Genomic DNA, 20,468 nt, shown 5'->3' with positions numbered 1-20,468 from the left:
AGACAGCTGTGTCCCGGAGCAGAATTCGGTGTGTCCCCAATTCGAGAGAACAGGGGGGCCGGGATGCGAAAGTAAAGCAGGTTCGGAAGGAATAATGTTGAACGGGAAAAGGAAAATTCAGAGAAAAGGTGCAGTTTTATGGAGTTTGAAATACGGGCTATGACGATTGAGGATTATGATGAAGTATATGCGCTCTGGAAGAAGATCAGAGGATTCGGCATCCGAAGCATTGATGATTCCCGGGAAGGGGTAGAGCGGTTTCTGAAAAGAAATCCACAGACAAGCGTTGTCGCTGTGGAAGACGGAAAAGTTGTGGGAAGTATTCTGTGCGGGCATGACGGAAGACGCGGCTGTCTGTATCATGTATGCGTGGACGAGGCATATCGGCGGCACGGTATCGGACGGGCGATGGTTGTGCGTGCAATGAAGGCCCTTCAGGCCGAGAAGATCAATAAGGTTTCGCTGATTGCATTTACAAGGAATGATATCGGAAATGCATTCTGGAATACGATCGGGTGGACAGAGCGGCTTGATCTGAATTATTATGACTTTACACTGAACGAAAAAAATATAACGGCTTTTAATGAACAATAGCCGCAGAAATCCGGAAAAATAGAAAAATATTGAAGGAAATACAAAGAAATACAGGAAAAATTCAGAGAAGCACGGTGAGAAAACTGATAGAATGAAACGGAAAGAAGGAGTGGAAACATGCAGGTCATTGAAGGTGGAGTAACAGCGGCAAAAGGATTTGAGGCTGCGGCGACAGCAGCGAAGATTAAATATCAGGACCGGACGGATATGGCATTGATATACAGTGTAAAGCCATGTAAGACAGCGGGCACATTTACGACAAATATTGTGCAGGCTGCGCCTGTAAAATGGGACAAAGAGATTGTGAGAAGTGGTCAGAAATCCCAGGCTGTTATCGTGAATTCCGGAATTGCCAATGCCTGTACCGGGGAGGAGGGAATATCCTATTGCCGGGAAACAGCGCGCGAAGCGGCAAGCGCCCTTGGGATCGATGAGAAGGGCGTTCTCGTCGGTTCGACCGGAGTGATCGGAATGCAGCTTCCGATCGACCGGATCAAAGCCGGGGTGCAGGCGCTCGCAAAAGAGAAAAAGGCGGATGCAGAAAGCGGGTCAGAGGCAGCAGAGGCCATTATGACAACGGACACGGTAAAAAAGGAAGCGGCAGTGACATTTGAGATCGGGGGAAAGACGGTTACGATCGGGGGAATGTCGAAAGGATCCGGCATGATTCATCCAAATATGTGTACAATGCTTGCCTTTATTACAACGGATGCTAAAATTTCAAAAAAAGCGCTTCAGGCAGCGCTGAGCAGCGATGTGGAAGATACATACAATATGATATCGGTGGACGGCGATACTTCTACGAATGACACAGTTCTTCTTCTTGCAAATGGAATGGCGGACAATAAAAAGATCAGAATAGGGACGCCGGAATTTGAAAAGTTCAAAGAGGCGCTCCATTATGTGAATGAGACACTGGCCAAAAAGATGGCAGGTGACGGCGAAGGTGCCACAGCGCTTTTCGAGGCGAAAATCATTGGTGCCGGAACAAAGAATCAGGCGAAAATCCTGGCAAAATCGATTGTATGTTCCAATCTGACAAAAGCGGCTATTGCAGGACATGACGCCAATTGGGGACGGATTCTCTGCGCGATGGGATATTCGGGCGCTGAATTTGACCCGGAGAAAGTGGATCTCTATTTTGAGAGTGCAGCAGGGAAACTGAAGATTATAGAGAATGGAACCGCGGTGGACTACAGCGAAGAGAAGGCGACGGAGATTTTATCTCAGCCGGAAGTGACAGCGATTGCGGATATCAAGGAAGGCGGAGAAACAGCGTCTGCCTGGGGATGCGATCTCACCCATGAATATATCAGTATTAATGCTGATTATCGAAGCTGAATGTCAAAAAAGGGACAGGGCGAAAATCAATTTGGGACACACTGAAGTTTAATTGGGGACGTAGCAGAATTCAATTTCACTACGTCCCCGAAGGAGGTAGGATATGAACAGCAACATGCAGCAATACCTGGAAAAAGCGCAGGTCTTAATCGAGGCCCTGCCGTACATCCAGCGGTTCAACCGCAAAATCATTGTCGTGAAATACGGTGGCAGCGCCATGATCGACGAGGACTTAAAGCGGCGTGTCATTGAGGATGTAACGCTCTTAAAGCTGGTCGGGTTCAAACCGATCATCGTGCATGGCGGCGGCAAGGAGATCAGCAAGTGGGTCGGCAAAGTCGGCATGGAGCCGAAATTTATAAACGGACTCCGCGTCACAGACGAGGATACGATGGAAGTAGCGGAGATGGTGCTCGGAAGAGTGAATAAAAGTCTTGTTCAGCTCGTGGAAAGCCTGGGAGTCCGCGCTATCGGCATCAGCGGAAAGGACGGCGCGCTTCTGAAAGTGGAGAAGAAGTATTCGGACGGACAGGATATCGGATTTGTCGGGGACGTAAAAGACGTGAACGCACAGATTCTCTATGACCTGCTCGAGAAGGATTTTCTCCCGATTGTCTGCCCGGTAGGTCTGGACGATGATTACAACACATATAATATCAACGCGGACGATGCTGCATGTGCTATCGCGCGCGCGGTGAAAGCAGAGAAACTGGCGTTCCTGACAGATATTGAGGGCGTATACAGGGACCCGTCAGATCCAGGCACGCTGATCTCCGAACTCAAAGTAAGCGAGGCGAAGGAGCTGATGGTGGGCGGCTATATCGGCGGGGGAATGCTTCCAAAACTGCAGAACTGCATAGACGCCATTGAGGCCGGTGTTTCCAGAGTACATATTCTGGACGGAAGAATCCCGCATTGTCTCCTCCTTGAGATCTTTACAAACAAAGGAATCGGTACGGCTATTTTAAACAGTGAAGAAAGCAGGTATTATCATGGTGAACAGTAAGATACAGGCAGCAGAAGAAAATCTGATTCATGTGTATAATCGTTTCCCGATTGCACTGGACCACGGGGAAGGAATGTATATTTACGATACAGAGGGGAAAAAATATCTTGACTTTGCGGCAGGGTTTGCGGTGACAGGGCTCGGCTACGGCAACAAAGAGTTAAACGAGGCACTGAAAAGCCAGATTGACAAGCTGTGCCACATATCGAACCTTTACTATCACGAGAGCTGCGGAGAGGCGGCGAGAGAGCTGAACCGTGTAAGCGGCATGGACCGGGTGTTTTTTACAAACAGCGGCGGTGAGGCAATAGAAGGCGCTCTGAAATCCGCGAGGCGCTATGCCTACACGAAAGGCACCGGAAGATACGAGTTTATCGCTATGAACAACTCCTTCCACGGCAGAACGTTCGGGGCGGTGTCCGTGACAGGACACGACTCCTACAGGGAGCCCTTTGAGCCCCTTGTGCCGGGCGTGAAATTTGCACAGTTCAATGATCTGGACAGCGTGAAAACACTGGTGAATGACAAAACATGCGCCATTATTCTGGAACCTCTCCAGGGGGAAGGCGGCATCAATCTTGCAACCCAGGAGTTTATGGAAGGCATCCGGGCGATCTGCGATGAGAACGGAATCCTTATGATCTGCGACGAAGTGCAGTGCGGTATGGGACGGACAGGCAGCATGTTTGCATGGCAGGGATTCGGTGTAAAACCGGATATTCTCACAATGGCAAAAGCCATCGGAAACGGAATTCCGGTGGGCGCGTTTGCCATGACAGAGGAAGTGGCAAAATATTCCCTTCAGCCGGGAGATCACGGCGCAACATACGGAGGAAACCCGCTCGCATGTACTGCGGTGAAAAAGGTGATCGAGATCTTCGAGAGGGACGACATCGTGGGACATGTCAATCAGGTGGCGCCTTATCTGACGAAGCGCCTTGATGAACTTGTGGAAGAACTTGACTGCGTGACAGAGAGAAAAGGCAAAGGCCTGATGCAGGGAATTGTGATTACAAAGCCGATTGCACAGGCAAATCAACGAGCCATCGAAGAGGGGCTCCTCGTGATTCAGGCACATGGAAATGTGCTCCGTTTCGTGCCGCCGCTGATTGTGGAGGAAAAGCATATTGATGAGATGATCGAAAAGCTGAAACGGGCTCTGGCATAAACAGTCTTTTGGCAGAAACGGTCTGCAGCAAATGCTGTAAACGGACTGCGATAACTTTGCATAAGAAACCAGTCACAGGACATACTACGAAAAAGGCAGATGGATTTTCCGGATGGATTGAAACTGCAGGAGGTATGGGATGACTGGTTTTTTGATTGCCCTTCTGTCAGGGGCGCTGATGAGTATACAGGGGGTATTTAACACGCAGGTCACAAAAACGACAGGCGTGTGGGTGAGCAATGGCTGGGTACAGATCACCGCATTTGCGGTCTGTCTTGCGGCGTGGCTGTTTACCGGGAGGGACAGCGTTGCGGCAATCGGCAAGGTGGAGCCTAAGTACATGCTTCTCGGAGGCGTAATCGGCGCGGCCATTACGTGGACGGTGATTAAGAGTGTGGAGGCGCTGGGGCCCGCCAGATCCGCGCTGCTTATTGTAATTGCACAGCTTACCGTGTCATATCTGATTCAGCTTTTCGGACTGTTTGGCATGGAGAAGGAGCCCTTTTCATGGCGGAAGTTCGGCGGTCTCGCGCTTGCTGTTGTTGGAATTGCCATTTTTCAGTGGGAAAAATGATCTCTCCGCAGGGAAAATAATTTTTTGTAATAAAAATGTAATATTTCTGCAATTTATTACGGCGGTTTTTTCAGTACTGCAGCCGTGAACAGTAACCGTTCTGTTACAAGCAGGTAACAAACAATTAATTGTCTATTGTAATTTGGGTAAAAATTCGTTACAATGTTACTGTCCGGCATAAAAGGGGTACTTCTCCCGGAAAAGAACCGAGGAGAAACTATGCGAGACAATCGGAAGAAGAAAGATACAGCGCGGTTTGTGGCGGCTGTTCTCCTTCTGACCGCTGCAGCGTGCCTTTCGGGGTGCACAGGCGGTGCAGAGGAAAAGGGACTTGAGGAAATCGCCCTCTCGGACAGCGCATCCGCAGAATCAGACGGCTCGTCTGGAGAAACAGAACACGCATCTTCGGAAAATGACGGTGCGTCTGCAGATACAGGGGAAGAAAACGACGGAACACCCGGGGAAACACCGGCAAAAGAGAAAGCGCAGGGAGGTACTGCGTTTGTTTTTGTGAGCGGAGCAGTGAACGCTCCGGGCGTTTATGAACTTGCGCCGGATGCGAGAGTGTATGAGGCCATCGAGCTGGCGGGAGGTCTGACGGCGGAGGCGGATGCAGACGCGGTGAATCAGGCGGAAACTGTGTCGGACGGAGAGCAGATTTACATCCCCACGAAAGAGGAGACGCAGGCGCAGGGAGGCACGTCCGCAGTGATAAGCGGCGCAGGAGGCGCGGAGAGTACATCCGCTTCAGGCGGAAAGGTGAATATCAATACGGCCGGAAAAGAGGAACTTATGACCCTGACGGGGATCGGCGAGGCTAAGGCGCAGAGCATTCTGGATTACCGGGAAAAAAACGGTCCGTTCGGGAGCATCGAAGAACTGATGGAGATTGAGGGAATCAAAGAAGGCGTATTCAGCAAAATAAAAGAAGACATTACAGTTTGATACTTAGGAGTCGTGAAACAGGAGTATGAGTAAAAAGATATTGGTTGTAGATGATGAAAAGCTGATCGTGAAAGGAATCCGGTTCAGCCTGGAGCAGGAGGGCATGGAAGTGGACTGTGCCTATGACGGGGAGGAGGCACTTGAACTCGCGAAAAACTGTGAGTACGATCTTGTCCTTCTTGACGTCATGCTGCCGAAGCTGGACGGGTTTCAGGTGTGCCAGCAGATCCGGGAATTTTCCGATATGCCCATTGTCATGCTGACCGCAAAGAGCGAGGACATGGACAAGATACTGGGCCTTGAGTACGGGGCGGACGATTATATTACAAAGCCGTTCAACATCCTTGAGGTAAAGGCGAGGATCAAGGCGATCATGCGCCGCACGTCCAAGCGCAGGGAGACGCCCGGAAGTCCGGTGCTTGTGAAGGGAAATATGAAGATCGACTGTGAGAGCAGGAGAGTGTTCATCGGCGACAGGGAGATCAACCTGACCGCGAAGGAGTTCGATGTGCTGGAACTCCTCGCCACAAACCCGAACAAGGTGTACAGCAGGGAAAACCTTCTGAACCTCGTGTGGGGGTATGACTACCCCGGGGACGCGAGAACCGTGGATGTACATATCCGCAGACTCAGAGAAAAGATCGAAGTCAATCCGAGCGAACCGAAGTTCGTACATACCAAGTGGGGAGTTGGTTACTATTTCCAGGGTTAAACATTCATTCAGATTCAGAGACAGTATTTTCAGAAATATGAGGTTCCGCCTTATATTGTTTATGATGCTCGCAGGGTTTATACCCTGCGCAGCTTTGCTTTTCGGGACTGTTCAACTGTATGAGTCCCGGGCGGTGGGGCTCCGGACGGCTGATATTCAGAATCAGTGTACGATTCTGAGCAATCAGCTGGCAGCCTATGACTATCTGACGGATCCATCCTCCGACGTCATCAACGCAAATCTGACGCAGCTTACCAACATTTACAATGGAAGAGTTATGATCATTGACCATGACCTGAATGTAGTCAAGGACACATACAGTCTGGACGAGGGAAAGACCGATGTTTCGGAAAACGTTGTCCTCTGTATGAGGGGGGAGACGACAAGCTACTATGACAGTGACAATCATTACATTGAGGTGACGTCCCCGATTACAGCGGGCGGCAGCAACGAGGTAATCGGCGTCATGCTGGCCAGTGTGTCCACGGACAGCATCGCCGTGACAAGACAGATGATCTGGGCGTATGGAGGCGTGATCGTGGGGATTGCCATGATACTGCTCGGCGTGCTCAGCGTGTTTCTGGCGGACCGGATGGTGCGCCCCATTCATAAAATCACCGGCGCCATCGAAAATGTGACGGAAGGGTACAGCGACGACGTGCTCCATGTGGATACATATACGGAGACCCGTCTTTTGAGCGAGGCGTTTAACAAGATGCTGGGACGGCTGAAGCAGCTGGACGAGTCGAGAGAAGAGTTCGTCTCCAATGTATCCCATGAGCTGAAGACGCCCATGACTTCGGTGAAAGTTCTGGCAGACTCTCTTCTGGAGCAGGAAAATGTGCCGGTGGAGATGTACAGAGAGTTTATGGAGGACATCGCGAAAGAGATTGACCGGGAGAATCAGATCATCACAGACCTTCTCTCCCTTGTCAAGATGGACAAGACCGGACAGAACATGAACATCCAGTCAGTCAATATCAATGAGCTTCTGGAACAGATCTTAAAGCGCCTGAAGCCCATTGCAGAGAAGAAGAATGTGGAGATGGTCATGGAGAGTTTCCGTCCGGTGACGGCGGAGATTGACGAAATGAAGTTCACACTTGCAATCTCGAACCTTGTGGAAAACGCCATCAAGTACAATCATGACAACGGATGGGTGCATGTGTCGCTGAACGCGGACCACAAGTATCTCTATATCAAGGTGGAGGATTCGGGAATCGGAATTCCGGAGGCGGACCAGGCTCATATTTTCGAGCGGTTCTACCGGGTGGACAAGTCCCATTCCAGAGAGATCGGCGGGACAGGGCTGGGACTTGCCATAGCGAGAAACGCGGTGATTGTCCACCGCGGAGCGATCAAGGTATACAGCAGCGAGGGGGAGGGAACCACGTTTACCGTGCGGATTCCTCTGATCTACGCAGCGGCATAGGAGGTGTCAGAATGAGAATCGGAAGACAGATCTGTGCCCTTTGTCTCTGTCTGGCAGTGCTGCTGTCCGGCTGCGGCAGAACAGGGGGAGACGGGGACAGTTTCATTTACTGTCTCAATGCGGACAGAACGGGGCTTGTCAAGACGGAATGGGACATTCCGGAGGGGGATGTGCTCACCGCGGCAGAGGCGGTTCTTGACCAGCTTGGGACGGTACCGGAAGATATCGACTGCACGGCGCCTCTTCCCGAAAATGTCAGCGTGCAGAGCTGTGAGCTGAGCGGGACAATTCTGGAGGTGGATTTCAGCGGGACATATCTGGATATCGGAAGTCTGGAGGAAAAGCTGATCCGTGCGGCAGTTGTGCAGTCGCTGATGCAGATTGAGGGAGTCAATGCCGTGTCCTTTACCGTGGACGGCTCTCCTCTGACTGACAGCGAGGGGGCCACAGTGGGGCTGATGAACGGGGATGATTTTGTGGAAAATACAGGTTCCTCTCCCAGCTCTTATCAGACCGACACGCTGACGCTCTATTTTGCGGATGAGAGCGGAGAGAAGCTTGTGGAGGAGACGCAGGATGTGCGCTACAGCAGCAATGTGTCAAAAGACAAGCTGATTGTCGAGAAACTCATGCAGGGGCCGAAAGGCAGCGATGCGTATCCGACCATCAATCCCGCCGCGAATCTTTTAAGTGTGACGACGAAGGACGGCATCTGCTATGTGAATTTCGACAGTACGTTTCTGACAGGAGCATATGATATCCTGCCGGAACTTACGATTTATTCGATCGTGAATTCTCTGATTGAGGGAACAGAGGCGCACCTTGTGCAGATTACGATCAACGGGGAATCAAATGAGACATATATGGAGACTGTGGATCTTACGCAGCCTCTTAAAGAAAACAGGGATCTTCTCGCAGCCGAAAATGGAGAAGAATGAAAAAACGGCCGCTTTGTGCGATATGTGTTTTATTTCTACTGGTACAGTCCGCAAGGATTATCCTGTCCGGCGCGGAGGCGTACGGCGTCTCCGCCCTTGGCAGATGCGTGGAAGAGGAATCGGAAGCGCAGGCGCAGGCAGAGGTGCGCCTTGACGGGACTGTGATCCGGATCGAAGAAAAGAAAAAAGTAACGGCAGTCTTTCTGGAAGACTGCGCCGTGTCTGTCCCGGGCCGCGTGATCCGCGAGCCCGAAGTTCTTGTCTATGTCAGACCAGATCAGAATCCACAGAATATAAAAATCGGAAATATCCTCCGGGTAACCGGGGAGGCGGAGCTTTTTGAGCGCGCCCGCAATCCGGGGAATTTTGACCAGAGAGCCTATTATGCAAAGATGGGGCTTTACGTTCTTGTCTGGGCGGAGCGTGCGGAGTCCCTTGCGGGAAACGTGAAGCAGCCGGAGCAGTTTCTCTATGAAGTAAAATGCGCCTGGAATGATCTGCTTCTTGAAAATCTCGGGTCATATTACGGAGGGACGATGAGCGCGCTTCTTCTCGGCGTCAAAAGCGGGCTTGATCCGGATATGAAGAAGAGCTATCAGAAGAACGGAATCAGTCATCTTCTGGCCATTTCCGGGCTTCATATGTCGTTTATCGGAATGGGGCTCTACCGCCTGCTGCGAAGAATGGGGCTCGGATTCCTTCCGTCCGGGCTGTGCGGAGGGTGCATCCTGATTGCGTACAGTGTGATGATTGGGACGGGCGCCTCCAGCATGAGAGCGCTGATCATGTTTCTGGTCCGGATGGGAGCGGAGGTGACAGGGAGAGACTATGATCTTCCCACAAGCCTTGCCCTGGCGGCTGCCATACTGTGCGGGATACAGCCTCTGTATCTGACAGACGCCGCTTTTCTGCTCTCGTTCGGCGCGATCCTGGGGATCGCCCTGCTCACTCCGGTGTTTGGCGAGATGCTTTTCTGCGGCGAGGTGCAGAAGAAGAGGAAACGTCAGAAAGAAAAAGCGGGAAAAAGTGTCAGAAAGGCCAGAAAAAGGGAGCGTCTGAAGCTGTATGCGCTGGAAGGACTCGGATGGACGCTGAACGGCCTGTCCTCCAGTCTGGCGGTCAGCGCGCTCCTTCTGGGGCCGCTTCTGTATTTCTATTTTGAGCTGCCGCCCTATTCCGTATTTCTTAATCTTCTTGTCATCCCGGTCATGCCTGCGGCTTTCGGGGCCGGGATTTTCGGATCGGGACTCTGTCTTGTCTCGGAGGCGGCGGGAGGTGCGGTGTTTTTTGTCTGCCGGGCGGTTCTTCTGTTTTATGACGCTGTCTGCGGGGCGTCCGGTGCGCTTCCGGGGAGCCGGTTCGTTACGGGAAAACCGGAGATCATCTGGATTGCGGTTTACTATGGAGGGATTCTTCTCCTGCGGGGATGCTTTGCCCTGCTGACCGCCTTCCGGGAGAGAAAAGGGCGGTTTCAGAGCGCATGCAGAATCCCCGGGATCGCCGTGATTGTGCTGGCCGCGGTTATGTCCTTCGTATGCCGTCTGGGCTATGAGAAGGCGGATGGGGTGACGGCTGCGGTTCTTGACGTGGGACAGGGGGACGGGATTTTTATCCGGAGCGCGGAAGCCGCATGTCTCATCGACGGAGGAAGCAGTGATATTTCCTCTGTGGGATCTTACCGGATTGAGCCGTATCTGCTCTCAAACGCGGCGGATACGCTGGACTATGTGTTCGTGACGCACGGTGATGAGGATCATATAAGCGGAGTTGCGGAACTGCTTGCAGGACAGGAGCTTGGCGTCCGCATCCGCTGTCTCGTTCTGCCGCCCGAAGAGTATCACGATGAGAAGCTGACGGCGCTCGCAGCGACCGCGGAGGCAAACGGCACCCGCGTGCTCGCAATGGAAGCAGGGGATGAGATCACCTGGGAAAGGGAGGAGAAGAACGCCGGGGAATACGATCTTTCGATTACCTGTCTGGGGCCTGAGAAGGGGGCCGGCCTGGAGCCGGGAAATGAAGCGTCCCTTGTGCTCCGGATAGAGTACGGGGCGTTTGACATGCTGCTTACCGGGGATGTGGAAGGCGCGGGAGAAGAATGTCTCCTTGAGAGCGGCCGGCTGGGCAGGGCCGACGTGTTAAAGGCAGCGCACCACGGTTCAAAAAACTCCGGGTCAGAAGCGTTTCTGGAGGCCGTGAATCCGAAGATTGCCGTGATCTCTGCCGGCGTGGGCAACCGGTACGGCCATCCCCATGAAGAGACACTGGAACGCTTAAGAGAGAGCGGGTGTACGGTGTATTCCACGCAGGATACGGGAGCAGTCATAATCCATACGGATGGAGAGAGTCTCTTTTTGCCGTAGGTATTCCGGCAGGTGAACCGTCGGTTTCCCTCTTGTCAAAACGGGGGGATTTCCTTTATAATACAAGAGTTATGAAAAGCCTGAATGAAGATTTAAAAACCGGACAATTTAAACAGATTTATCTTCTCTGCGGGGAGGAAGGATATTTAAAGAAGCAGTATAAAGAGCGCTTTGTCAAGGCTATGCTCCCTGAGGGCGATACGATGAACTATGCTTATTATGAGGGAAAAAACACGGACATCAAAGAAGTGATCGACCTTGCGGAGACGCTGCCCTTTTTTGCGGAGCGCAGACTTATCGTGTTTGAAAATACCGGATTTTTCAAAAGTTCCGGTTCCGAGCTTGCAGACTACATCGGAGAGATGCCGCCGACGACGTACTTCATCTTTATCGAAAATGAAGTGGATAAGCGGAGCAGGCTTTACAAAGCGGTGAAGTCGAAAGGACATATCGTGGAACTCGGGATTCAGGATGAGGCCACTTTGAGAAAATGGGTTGCCGGTCTGGTGAGGAAGGAAAACAAAGAAATGTCCCAGGCGGATATCGCCTATTTCCTGAACAAGGTCGGCACGGATATGGAAAATATCACGGGGGAACTCGAGAAACTCTTCTGTTATGCCATGGACAGAGACACGCTGACGCGTGCTGACGTAGATGCGGTCTGTGTGACTCAGATTACAAACCACATTTTTGAGATGGTAAACGCGGTGGCGGAGCAGAACCAGAAAAAGGCCCTCGACTTGTATTATGACCTTCTGGCGCTCAAAGAGCCGCCGATGAGAATCCTGTTTCTCATGACGAGAGAGTACCGGCTTCTGTTTCATGTAAAGGCGCTGGCCGAACAGGGCTACGGAAGGAAAGAGATCGCCTCAAAGGCGGGGATTCACCCGTTCGCGGCGGGCAGGTATCTGGATCAGGCGAAACGGTTCCGTCTGGGGGAACTGCGCTCCATTATGGAGGAAGGCGCACAGATCGAGCAGAGAGTCAAGACAGGACTTCTTACGGACAGTCTTGCGGTGGAACTTTTTATCGTGAGACAGTCGGGAAAGAAAGCATAAACCATAAATCAATCATATCACAGAAAGCAGAGCGATAACAGATTTGGAGGAATTAAAGTGTCAGTTATAGATCAGAGCAAAATAAGAAATTTCTGCATTATTGCACATATCGATCACGGGAAGTCCACGCTGGCGGACCGGATCATCGAGATGACAGGGCTTCTCACAAGCCGTGAGATGCAGTCACAGGTGCTGGACAATATGGAACTTGAGCGGGAGAGAGGAATCACCATCAAGGCGCAGGCCGTCCGGACGATTTATAAGGCGGACGACGGGGAAGAGTATATGTTCAATCTGATCGATACTCCGGGACATGTGGATTTTAACTATGAAGTGTCGAGAAGCCTTGCGGCCTGCGACGGAGCGATCCTTGTTGTGGACGCGGCCCAGGGCGTAGAGGCGCAGACTCTGGCCAATGTGTACCTTGCCCTGGATCATGATCTGGATGTCATGCCGGTGATCAATAAGATCGATCTTCCGAGCGCGGATCCGGAGCGGGTGAAGGAGGAGATCGAGGACGTGATCGGCATCGACGCGGAGGATGCTCCGCTCATTTCCGCCAAGACCGGCCAGAATGTGCACGAGGTGCTGGAGCAGATCGTGAAAAAGATCCCGGCTCCGTCAGGGGATGCCCAGGCGCCGTTAAAGGCGCTGATTTTCGACTCCAAGTATGACTCCTACAAAGGGGTGATCGTGTTCTGCCGCATTATGGAAGGAACCGTAAAGAAAGGAACGCCGATGCTTATGATGGCCACAGGCGCGAAAGCGGAAGTGGTAGAGGTCGGCACGTTCGGTGCGGGACAGTTCATTCCCTGCGACGAGCTGGAGGCGGGAATGGTCGGTTACATCACCGCCAGCCTGAAGAACGTCAAGGACACACGGGTCGGAGATACGATCACAAATGCAGAGAATCCGTGCGACGAACCCCTTCCCGGCTACAAAAAAGTCAATCCGATGGTTTACTGCGGTGTGTATCCGGCTGACGGGGCAAAATATCCGGATCTGCGGGACGCGCTTGAGAAGCTGCAGCTGAACGACGCCGCGCTTCAGTTTGAGGCGGAGACGTCTGCGGCGCTCGGATTTGGATTCCGCTGCGGATTCCTGGGACTTCTCCACCTTGAGATTATCCAGGAGAGGCTTGAGAGAGAGTACAATCTGGATCTTGTCACAACCGCGCCAAGCGTTATTTATAAAGTGCATAAGACAAACGGCGAAGTCATCGACCTGACCAATCCTACAAACATGCCGGATCAGGCTGAGATCGAATATATGGAAGAACCGATGGTAAAGGCTGAGATCATGGTCACATCAGAGTACATCGGAGCCATTATGGACCTGTGCCAGGAACGCAGGGGAATTTACCAGAGCATGGAGTATATTGAGGAGAAGAGAGCTGTGCTTCACTACCATCTGCCGCTGAACGAGATCATCTATGACTTCTTCGATGCATTGAAATCCAGGTCGAGAGGCTATGCATCGTTCGATTATGAGATGATGGGATATCAGCGCTCTGAACTTGTGAAGCTGGATATTCTTATTAATAAGGAGGAAGTGGACGCCCTGTCCTTTATCGTGTTTGCGGGAAGCGCCTACGACAGAGGACGCCGGATGTGCGAGAAACTTAAGCAGGAGATTCCGCGTCAGCTCTTTGAGATCCCGATTCAGGCTGCCATCGGCAGCAAGATCATCGCGCGTGAGACTGTAAAGGCGATGAGAAAGGACGTGCTGGCAAAGTGCTACGGCGGCGATATCAGCCGGAAGAAGAAGCTTCTTGAGAAGCAGAAGGAAGGAAAGAAGCGCATGCGCCAGGTGGGAAATGTGGAGATTCCGCAGAAGGCGTTCATGAGCGTGCTGAAGCTGGATGATGACTGAGAAGGAAAAGGCAATGGAACTGTATGTGCATATCCCGTTCTGTGTAAGAAAGTGCGCGTACTGCGACTTTCTGTCAGGACCGGCGGATGAAGAGACGAGGGCGGCTTATGTGGACGCCCTCCTTCGCGAGATCCGTTCAGCGGGAGCGTTTTATTCACGGAAAAATGAATCAGGAAAAGAACGCGGACGGCGTGTGGAAACAGTATTTTTGGGCGGCGGGACTCCATCCATCCTTGAGGGGGAGGACACCGCCCGCATTTTTTCCGCTCTGCGGGAGTGCTTTTTCATTGCACCGGACGCGGAGATTACGATGGAGGCGAATCCGGGGACCGTCACCCGGGAAAAGGCGGAAGTATGGAAGGCGTGCGGGATCAACCGGCTGAGCATCGGACTTCAGTCCGCGGACGATGAGGAGCTGAAACTGCTTGGACGCATCCACACGTACCGGGATTTCTTAAATACATGGGAGACAGTGCGGGAAGCCGGATTTACGAATGTCAATGTGGACCTGATCTCTGCCGTGCCCGGGCAGACCGCGGAAAGCTGGGAGCAGACACTTAGAAGAACAGCAGAACTTGGACCCGGACACATTTCCGCGTACAGTCTCATCGTGGAGGAAGGGACTCCCTTTTTCGAGAAGTACGGCGAGCCGGAAAGCAATGGTGAGAACCTTTCTGTAAAGCATGGGGACAGCTCTGAAGAGGAAAACGGCGGTTTAAAAATAGCCGGGAGCGTCTTTCAGGGTGTGTGGCCGCCCCTGCCCGATGAAGAGGAAGAACGGAAGATGTACGACGCGACCCTGCGGATTCTCAAAGAGTACGGGTATCACAGATATGAGATCTCCAACTATGCGAAAGAAGGGTATGAGTGCCGCCACAATCTGGGGTACTGGGAGAGAAAAGAGTATCTGGGACTTGGCCTGGGCGCGTCATCGCTGATCGGAGAACACAGGTTCCGCAACACGGCAGATATGAATACCTATCTCTCCTGCAGCGAAAAGCTGATCCGGGAAGAGGAGGAGATCCTCTCGGTGAAAGATCAGATGGAGGAGTTTATGTTTCTTGGACTCAGGAAGACGGCAGGAGTGACTGAGGAGGCGTTTAAGAGCGCTTTCGGAACAGCGGTTTCTGATGTGTACGGAAAGCAGATCAGCAGACTGAAAAGTCAGGGACTTCTCGAACAGAGAGAGGGACGTATCTTCCTGACAGAGAGAGGGACGGATATCAGCAACTATGTGTTTGGGGAGTTCCTGTTCTGAAATGCCTGCCTGCTGTTTTTCGTGAAAAAAATATAAACAGTGTTGACAAACGCAAAAGGCAGTGCTATCTTAATATACGGAAGGTGTTAGCACTCGAAATGATAGAGTGCTAATAGCGGGAGAAAGGAGGAAGAACTGTGGCGGTCGATGCAACGTTGAGCGAGAGAAAGCTCATTATTCTGAAAGCGATCATACAGAACTACCTTGAGACCGGTGAACCGGTGGGCTCGCGGACCCTTTCGAAATACACGGAACTGAATTTGAGCTCCGCGACGATCCGCAACGAGATGGCGGATCTGGAAGACCTTGGATATATTTTCCAGCCCCACACATCAGCAGGAAGAATTCCTTCCGATAAGGGCTACAGACTCTATGTCGACATGCTGATGGAGGAGAAGGAGCAGGAGATCACACAGCGGGAAGATGCCATGCTGGAAAAAGCTGACAAAGTGGAAAAAGTACTTCAGCAGGCGGCAAGAGTGCTTGCCTCCAACACGAATTACGCCACAATGGTATCAGCTCCGATCAACAGCCGCAATACGCTGAAGTTCATCCAGCTCTCCCAGGTGGATGCGGAACAGATTGTCGCGGTCATTGTCCTGGGCGGCAACGTGATCAAGAATAAGATCATCGAAGTTGGTGAAACACTAAGCAATGAGACACTGCTGAAGCTCAACATGCTTCTGAATACGACACTGAACGGAATGTCAATCGACCAGATAACACTCGGACTGATCGCAAGACTCAAAGAGCAGGCAGGCATTCACAGCGAAGTCGTGGCGCATGTGCTTGACGCAGTGGCAGAGATCATCCATGTGGATGACGACATGAAGATCTACACCAGCGGCGCGACGAACATCTTCAAATATCCGGAGCTGAGCGACAAGCAGAGTGCGCAGGAAATCATCAGTGCATTTGAGGAGAAACAGCAGCTTGAGGAGCTTGTTACGGAGACGCTCGCCAGTGAGAACAATCACGGGATTCAGGTCTATATCGGAGACGAGACTCCGGTGAAGACGATGAAAGACTGCAGCGTTGTGACAGCGACATATGAGCTCGGTGAAGGAATGAAGGGAACCATCGGCATTATCGGACCGAAGAGAATGGACTATGAACATGTCATGAAGACGCTGAAGACTCTTCAGGGAGAGTTGGACGCGATTTACAATAAAAACCCGAAAGAATAGAAAGGGAGAAAGCTGGTGAGTGACAGGATGAGCAAAGAAGATATGGTAAAAGAAGCTGTCGAGGAGGCAAAGGCACAGGCTGCAAAGCAGGCTGAGGAAGCTGAGGATACAGACGGTACGGCAGATCAGAATACCGGGGACGTATCCGGTGACGGGCAGAACGGAGGAGAGGATCTTTCCGAAGAAAACCAGGATACAGCGGATGCCGCAGATGCGGAGAATGCGGAAGAGGCAGAGGGAACAAAAGATTCCGGAAACGGAAGTTCCGCTGATAAAGACGCAAAACCCGAAAAGAAAAAACTCTTCGGCAAGAAGAACAAAAAAGACAAAAAGGATGAGAAGATCGAGGAACTTACCGATCGTCTCACACGCCAGATGGCAGAGTTTGATAACTTCCGCAAGCGTACGGAAAAGGAAAAATCCCAGATGTACGAAATCGGTGCGAAAGATATCATAGAGAAAATCCTTCCGGTAGTTGACAATTTCGAGCGCGGACTCGCGTCCATGCCCGAGGGAGAAAAGGCAACTCCGTTTGCGGAAGGAATGGAAAAAATTTACAAGCAGCTGATGACCACGCTCGACGGGATCGGCGTAAAACCGATCGAGGCGGTCGGTCAGGAATTCAACCCGGATTTCCACAATGCAGTGATGCATGTGGAGGATGAGGAGCTTGGCGAGAACATTATCGCCGAAGAATTCCAGAAAGGGTATATGTACCGCGACAGTGTCGTCAGACACAGCATGGTAAAAGTTGCAAACTGACATTGAGTATTTACCGACATTCAGCATAACAAAGTATATTTAAAGGAGGAACATTACTATGGGCAAAATAATTGGTATTGACCTTGGTACAACAAACAGCTGCGTGGCTGTTATGGAAGGCGGTCAGCCGACAGTCATCGCAAACACAGAGGGCGCAAGAACAACACCGTCTGTTGTGGCATTCACAAAGACAGGAGAGCGTCTCGTAGGAGAGCCTGCAAAACGTCAGGCGGTAACAAACGCAAGCAGAACGATCTCTTCCATCAAAAGAGAGATGGGTTCCGACTATAAGGTAGACATTGACGGAAAGAAATATTCTCCGCAGGAGATCTCCGCAATGATCCTTCAGAAACTGAAAGCAGATGCAGAAGGATATCTGGGAGAGAAAGTGACAGAGGCTGTCATTACAGTTCCCGCTTATTTCAATGACGCACAGCGTCAGGCAACAAAGGATGCGGGAAAGATCGCAGGTCTTGATGTAAAGCGTATCATCAACGAGCCTACGGCCGCTGCGCTTGCATACGGACTTGACAATGAGAAAGAGCAGAAGATCATGGTATATGACCTGGGCGGCGGTACATTCGATGTTTCCATCATCGAGATCGGCGACGGTGTCATCGAAGTTCTCTCCACAGCCGGAAACAACAGACTGGGCGGTGATGACTTCGACCAGAAGATCACAGACTATATGCTGGCTGACTTCAAGGCAAAAGAGGGCGTGGATCTGTCCGGAGACAAGATGGCGCTCCAGAGACTCAAAGAGGCAGCTGAGAAAGCGAAGAAAGAGCTTTCTTCCGCAACAACAACAAATATCAATCTTCCGTTCATCACAGCGACATCCGAGGGTCCGAAGCACTTCGATATGAACCTGACGAGAGCAAAATTTGATGAACTGACAAGAGATCTTGTAGACAAGACTGCAGAGCCGGTAAGACGTGCCCTTTCCGACGCGGGAATCACAGCTTCCGACCTGGGCCAGGTACTTCTGGTAGGTGGTTCCACACGTATTCCTGCAGTACAGGAAGAGGTAAAGAGACTGACAGGCAAAGAGCCGAGCAAATCTCTGAACCCGGATGAGTGTGTGGCTCTTGGTGCATCCGTACAGGGCGGAAAGCTTGCCGGAGACGCAGGCGCAGGCGACATCCTTCTTCTGGATGTTACTCCGCTGTCACTGTCCATTGAGACAATGGGCGGTGTCGCTACAAGACTGATCGAGAGAAATACAACAATCCCGACAAAGAAGAGCCAGATCTTCTCTACAGCGGCAGATAACCAGACAGCAGTGGATATCAACGTGGTACAGGGCGAGAGACAGTTCGCAAAGGACAACAAATCACTCGGCCAGTTCAGACTGGACGGAATCCCGCCGGCTCCGCGTGGAGTACCGCAGATCGAGGTTACATTCGACATCGATGCAAACGGTATTGTAAACGTATCCGCAAAAGATCTTGGAACAGGAAAAGAGCAGCACATCACGATCACAGCAGGCTCCAACATGTCTGATGCAGATATCGACAAGGCAGTCAAAGAGGCGGCTGAGTTCGAGGCTCAGGACAAGAAGAGAAAAGAAGCGATCGATGCGAGAAATGAAGCTGACGCGATGGTATTCCAGACAGAGAAAGCTCTCAAAGATGTAGGCGACAAGCTGGATGCAAATGACAAGGCAGCTGTTGAGGCAGATATGCAGGCACTCAAAGACGTACTTGCAAAATCAACTCCGGAGACAGCGGCAGACGCTGACGTGGCTGAGATCAAGGCTGCAAAAGAGAAACTGATGGAGAGCGCACAGAAGCTGTTTACAAAGATGTATGAGCAGGCCGGTGCAGGTGCAGCAGGCGGCCCGAACCCGGGAGCAGACGCAGGTCCGGCTCCGGAAGGATTCCAGGGCGACGATGTGGTAGACGGAGATTACAAGGAAGTCTAAAAGTCTCCTGATGAAAATAAGAAAATTCTACGGAACCGCCGGTGCGGTTTCGTAGATTTTTTCGTGAAAGGCAGAGTATTCGAGTTATGGCAGAGGCAAAGAGAGATTATTATGAGGTGCTCGGCGTAAGCAAAGACGCGGACGACGCAGCGATTAAGAAAGCATACCGTGCGCTTGCAAAAAAATATCATCCGGATATGAATCCGGGAGATAAGGAGGCCGAGAAGAAATTTAAAGAGGCTTCCGAAGCGTACGCTGTTTTAAGTGATTCCGAGAAACGCCGCCAGTACGACCAGTTCGGACACGCGGCCTTTGAAGGCGGAGCAGGAGGAGCCGGCGGATTCGGCGGCTTTGACTTCAGCGGCGCTGATTTCAGTGATATATTCGGAGATATATTCGGCGACCTGTTCGGCGGCAGCCGCAGAGGCGGACGCGCGGGAAATGGCCCGATGAAAGGAGCCAATATAAGAAAAAGCATCCGTATTACGTTTGAGGAAGCGGTGTTCGGATGTGAGAAAGAGCTGGATCTGATTCTGAAAGATCCGTGCGAGGACTGCCACGGAACCGGTGCAAAACCCGGAACAACCCCAGAGACCTGTCCGAAGTGCGGCGGCCGGGGCCAGGTAGTCTATACATCACAGTCATTCTTCGGAACAGTGCAGAACGTACAGACCTGTCCGAACTGCGGAGGTTCCGGAAAAGTGATCAAAGACAAGTGCCCGAAATGCTCGGGTACAGGCTATACTTCCAGCAGGAAGAAGATTCAGGTATCTATCCCTGCGGGTATCGACAACGGACAGAGCGTACGCATCCGCGACAAGGGCGAGCCGGGGACAAACGGCGGGCCGAGAGGAGATCTCCTTGTGGAGGTCAATGTGTCACGCCATCCGGTATTCCAGAGACAGGATGTGCACATCTTTTCCACAGTGCCGATCTCGTTTGCCGTGGCGACACTCGGCGGCGACATCCGCATCCAGACGGTGGACGGCGATGTGATCTACAATGTAAAACCGGGAACAAAGACGGATACGAAAGTACGCCTGAAAGGAAAAGGCGTGCCTTCCCTCCGCAATTCTCAGGTGAGGGGCGATCACTACGTGACGCTCGTGATCCAGACGCCGGAGCGTTTAAGTCCCGAGGCGAAAGAAGCGCTTCGCAGATTCGACGAACTGTCAGGAAATACGCTGCATCAGCATGATGATGTGACGGAAAAGACAGACAAGAGTGAAAAAGGGGACAAGAAGAAAAAGAAAGGCTTCATGGAGAAGATGAAAGAGGCCTTTGAAGATTAGCGGCTGATTTGCCGGAAGATTATATACTTCCGCCGGACGGTGTGT

The 20,468-nt window shown here is 51.8% G+C and carries 16 protein-coding genes and 1 pseudogene; all 17 read left to right on the top strand.

Annotation, left to right across the window (positions count from 1 at the left end):
• Positions 1–99 precede the first annotated feature (99 nt).
• Positions 100–594, top strand: a pseudogene (locus tag LKD70_RS02490) (GNAT family N-acetyltransferase); the annotation flags it as partial.
• 117 nt (positions 595–711) lie between these two features.
• Positions 712–1,935, top strand: a complete 1,224-nt coding sequence (argJ, locus tag LKD70_RS02485; RefSeq protein WP_227706479.1) for a bifunctional glutamate N-acetyltransferase/amino-acid acetyltransferase ArgJ — start codon at positions 712–714, stop codon at positions 1,933–1,935.
• Positions 1,936–2,038: 103 nt separating this feature from the next.
• On the top strand, positions 2,039–2,941 hold the full coding sequence (gene argB / locus LKD70_RS02480) for an acetylglutamate kinase (RefSeq protein ID WP_227706478.1): 903 nt from the start codon (positions 2,039–2,041) through the stop codon (positions 2,939–2,941).
• Positions 2,928–4,109, top strand: coding sequence for an aspartate aminotransferase family protein (locus LKD70_RS02475; RefSeq protein ID WP_227706477.1), 1,182 nt, complete (start codon positions 2,928–2,930; stop codon positions 4,107–4,109). Before argB ends, LKD70_RS02475 begins: the two co-directional genes overlap by 14 nt.
• A gap of 139 nt (positions 4,110–4,248) precedes the next feature.
• Positions 4,249–4,683: a DMT family transporter gene (locus LKD70_RS02470; protein WP_227706476.1), complete on the top strand. Its 435-nt coding sequence runs from the start codon at positions 4,249–4,251 to the stop codon at positions 4,681–4,683.
• A gap of 219 nt (positions 4,684–4,902) precedes the next feature.
• Positions 4,903–5,628 carry a helix-hairpin-helix domain-containing protein gene (locus LKD70_RS02465; RefSeq protein ID WP_227706475.1) on the top strand — a complete coding sequence of 242 codons (726 nt, stop codon included), beginning with the start codon at positions 4,903–4,905 and terminating at the stop codon, positions 5,626–5,628.
• Between the two features lie 25 nt (positions 5,629–5,653).
• A complete protein-coding gene (locus tag LKD70_RS02460) occupies positions 5,654–6,340 on the top strand; it encodes a response regulator transcription factor (RefSeq protein WP_227706474.1) in 687 nt (228 codons plus the stop codon).
• 61 nt (positions 6,341–6,401) lie between these two features.
• Entirely contained in the window at positions 6,402–7,772 is a 1,371-nt protein-coding gene (locus tag LKD70_RS02455) for a sensor histidine kinase (protein ID WP_407690888.1), read from the top strand.
• Positions 7,773–7,783: 11 nt separating this feature from the next.
• Complete coding sequence (locus LKD70_RS02450; RefSeq protein WP_227706472.1) at positions 7,784–8,710, top strand: GerMN domain-containing protein; 927 nt, start codon at positions 7,784–7,786, stop codon at positions 8,708–8,710.
• The gene (locus tag LKD70_RS02445; protein WP_227706471.1) at positions 8,707–11,070 is read left to right on the top strand and encodes a DNA internalization-related competence protein ComEC/Rec2; all 2,364 of its coding nucleotides are present in this window, start codon (positions 8,707–8,709) and stop codon (positions 11,068–11,070) included. The genes LKD70_RS02450 and LKD70_RS02445 overlap by 4 nt, the downstream gene beginning before the upstream one ends.
• Positions 10,995–12,128, top strand: a complete 1,134-nt coding sequence (gene holA / locus LKD70_RS02440; protein WP_407690886.1) for a DNA polymerase III subunit delta — start codon at positions 10,995–10,997, stop codon at positions 12,126–12,128. Before LKD70_RS02445 ends, holA begins: the two co-directional genes overlap by 76 nt.
• 57 nt (positions 12,129–12,185) lie before the next feature.
• The gene (gene lepA / locus LKD70_RS02435) at positions 12,186–14,000 is read left to right on the top strand and encodes a translation elongation factor 4 (RefSeq protein ID WP_227706470.1); all 1,815 of its coding nucleotides are present in this window, start codon (positions 12,186–12,188) and stop codon (positions 13,998–14,000) included.
• Positions 14,001–14,013: 13 nt separating this feature from the next.
• Positions 14,014–15,258, top strand: coding sequence for a coproporphyrinogen-III oxidase family protein (locus LKD70_RS02430; RefSeq protein ID WP_227706469.1), 1,245 nt, complete (start codon positions 14,014–14,016; stop codon positions 15,256–15,258).
• A 137-nt stretch (positions 15,259–15,395) separates the two neighbouring features.
• The gene (hrcA, locus tag LKD70_RS02425; RefSeq protein WP_227706468.1) at positions 15,396–16,445 is read left to right on the top strand and encodes a heat-inducible transcriptional repressor HrcA; all 1,050 of its coding nucleotides are present in this window, start codon (positions 15,396–15,398) and stop codon (positions 16,443–16,445) included.
• Between the two features lie 15 nt (positions 16,446–16,460).
• On the top strand, positions 16,461–17,207 hold the full coding sequence (gene grpE, locus LKD70_RS02420) for a nucleotide exchange factor GrpE (protein WP_407690885.1): 747 nt from the start codon (positions 16,461–16,463) through the stop codon (positions 17,205–17,207).
• A 58-nt stretch (positions 17,208–17,265) separates the two neighbouring features.
• Positions 17,266–19,131, top strand: a complete 1,866-nt coding sequence (gene dnaK, locus LKD70_RS02415) for a molecular chaperone DnaK (protein WP_227706467.1) — start codon at positions 17,266–17,268, stop codon at positions 19,129–19,131.
• Between the two features lie 86 nt (positions 19,132–19,217).
• On the top strand, positions 19,218–20,423 hold the full coding sequence (gene dnaJ, locus LKD70_RS02410; RefSeq protein ID WP_227706466.1) for a molecular chaperone DnaJ: 1,206 nt from the start codon (positions 19,218–19,220) through the stop codon (positions 20,421–20,423).
• Positions 20,424–20,468: the final 45 nt, after the last annotated feature.

The sequence above is a fragment of the Ruminococcus turbiniformis genome (assembly GCF_020687545.1).
In the GTDB taxonomy this organism is placed as follows: Bacteria; Bacillota; Clostridia; order Lachnospirales; family Lachnospiraceae; genus Mediterraneibacter; species Mediterraneibacter turbiniformis.
This window is presented reverse-complemented; position numbering and strand designations above follow the sequence as displayed.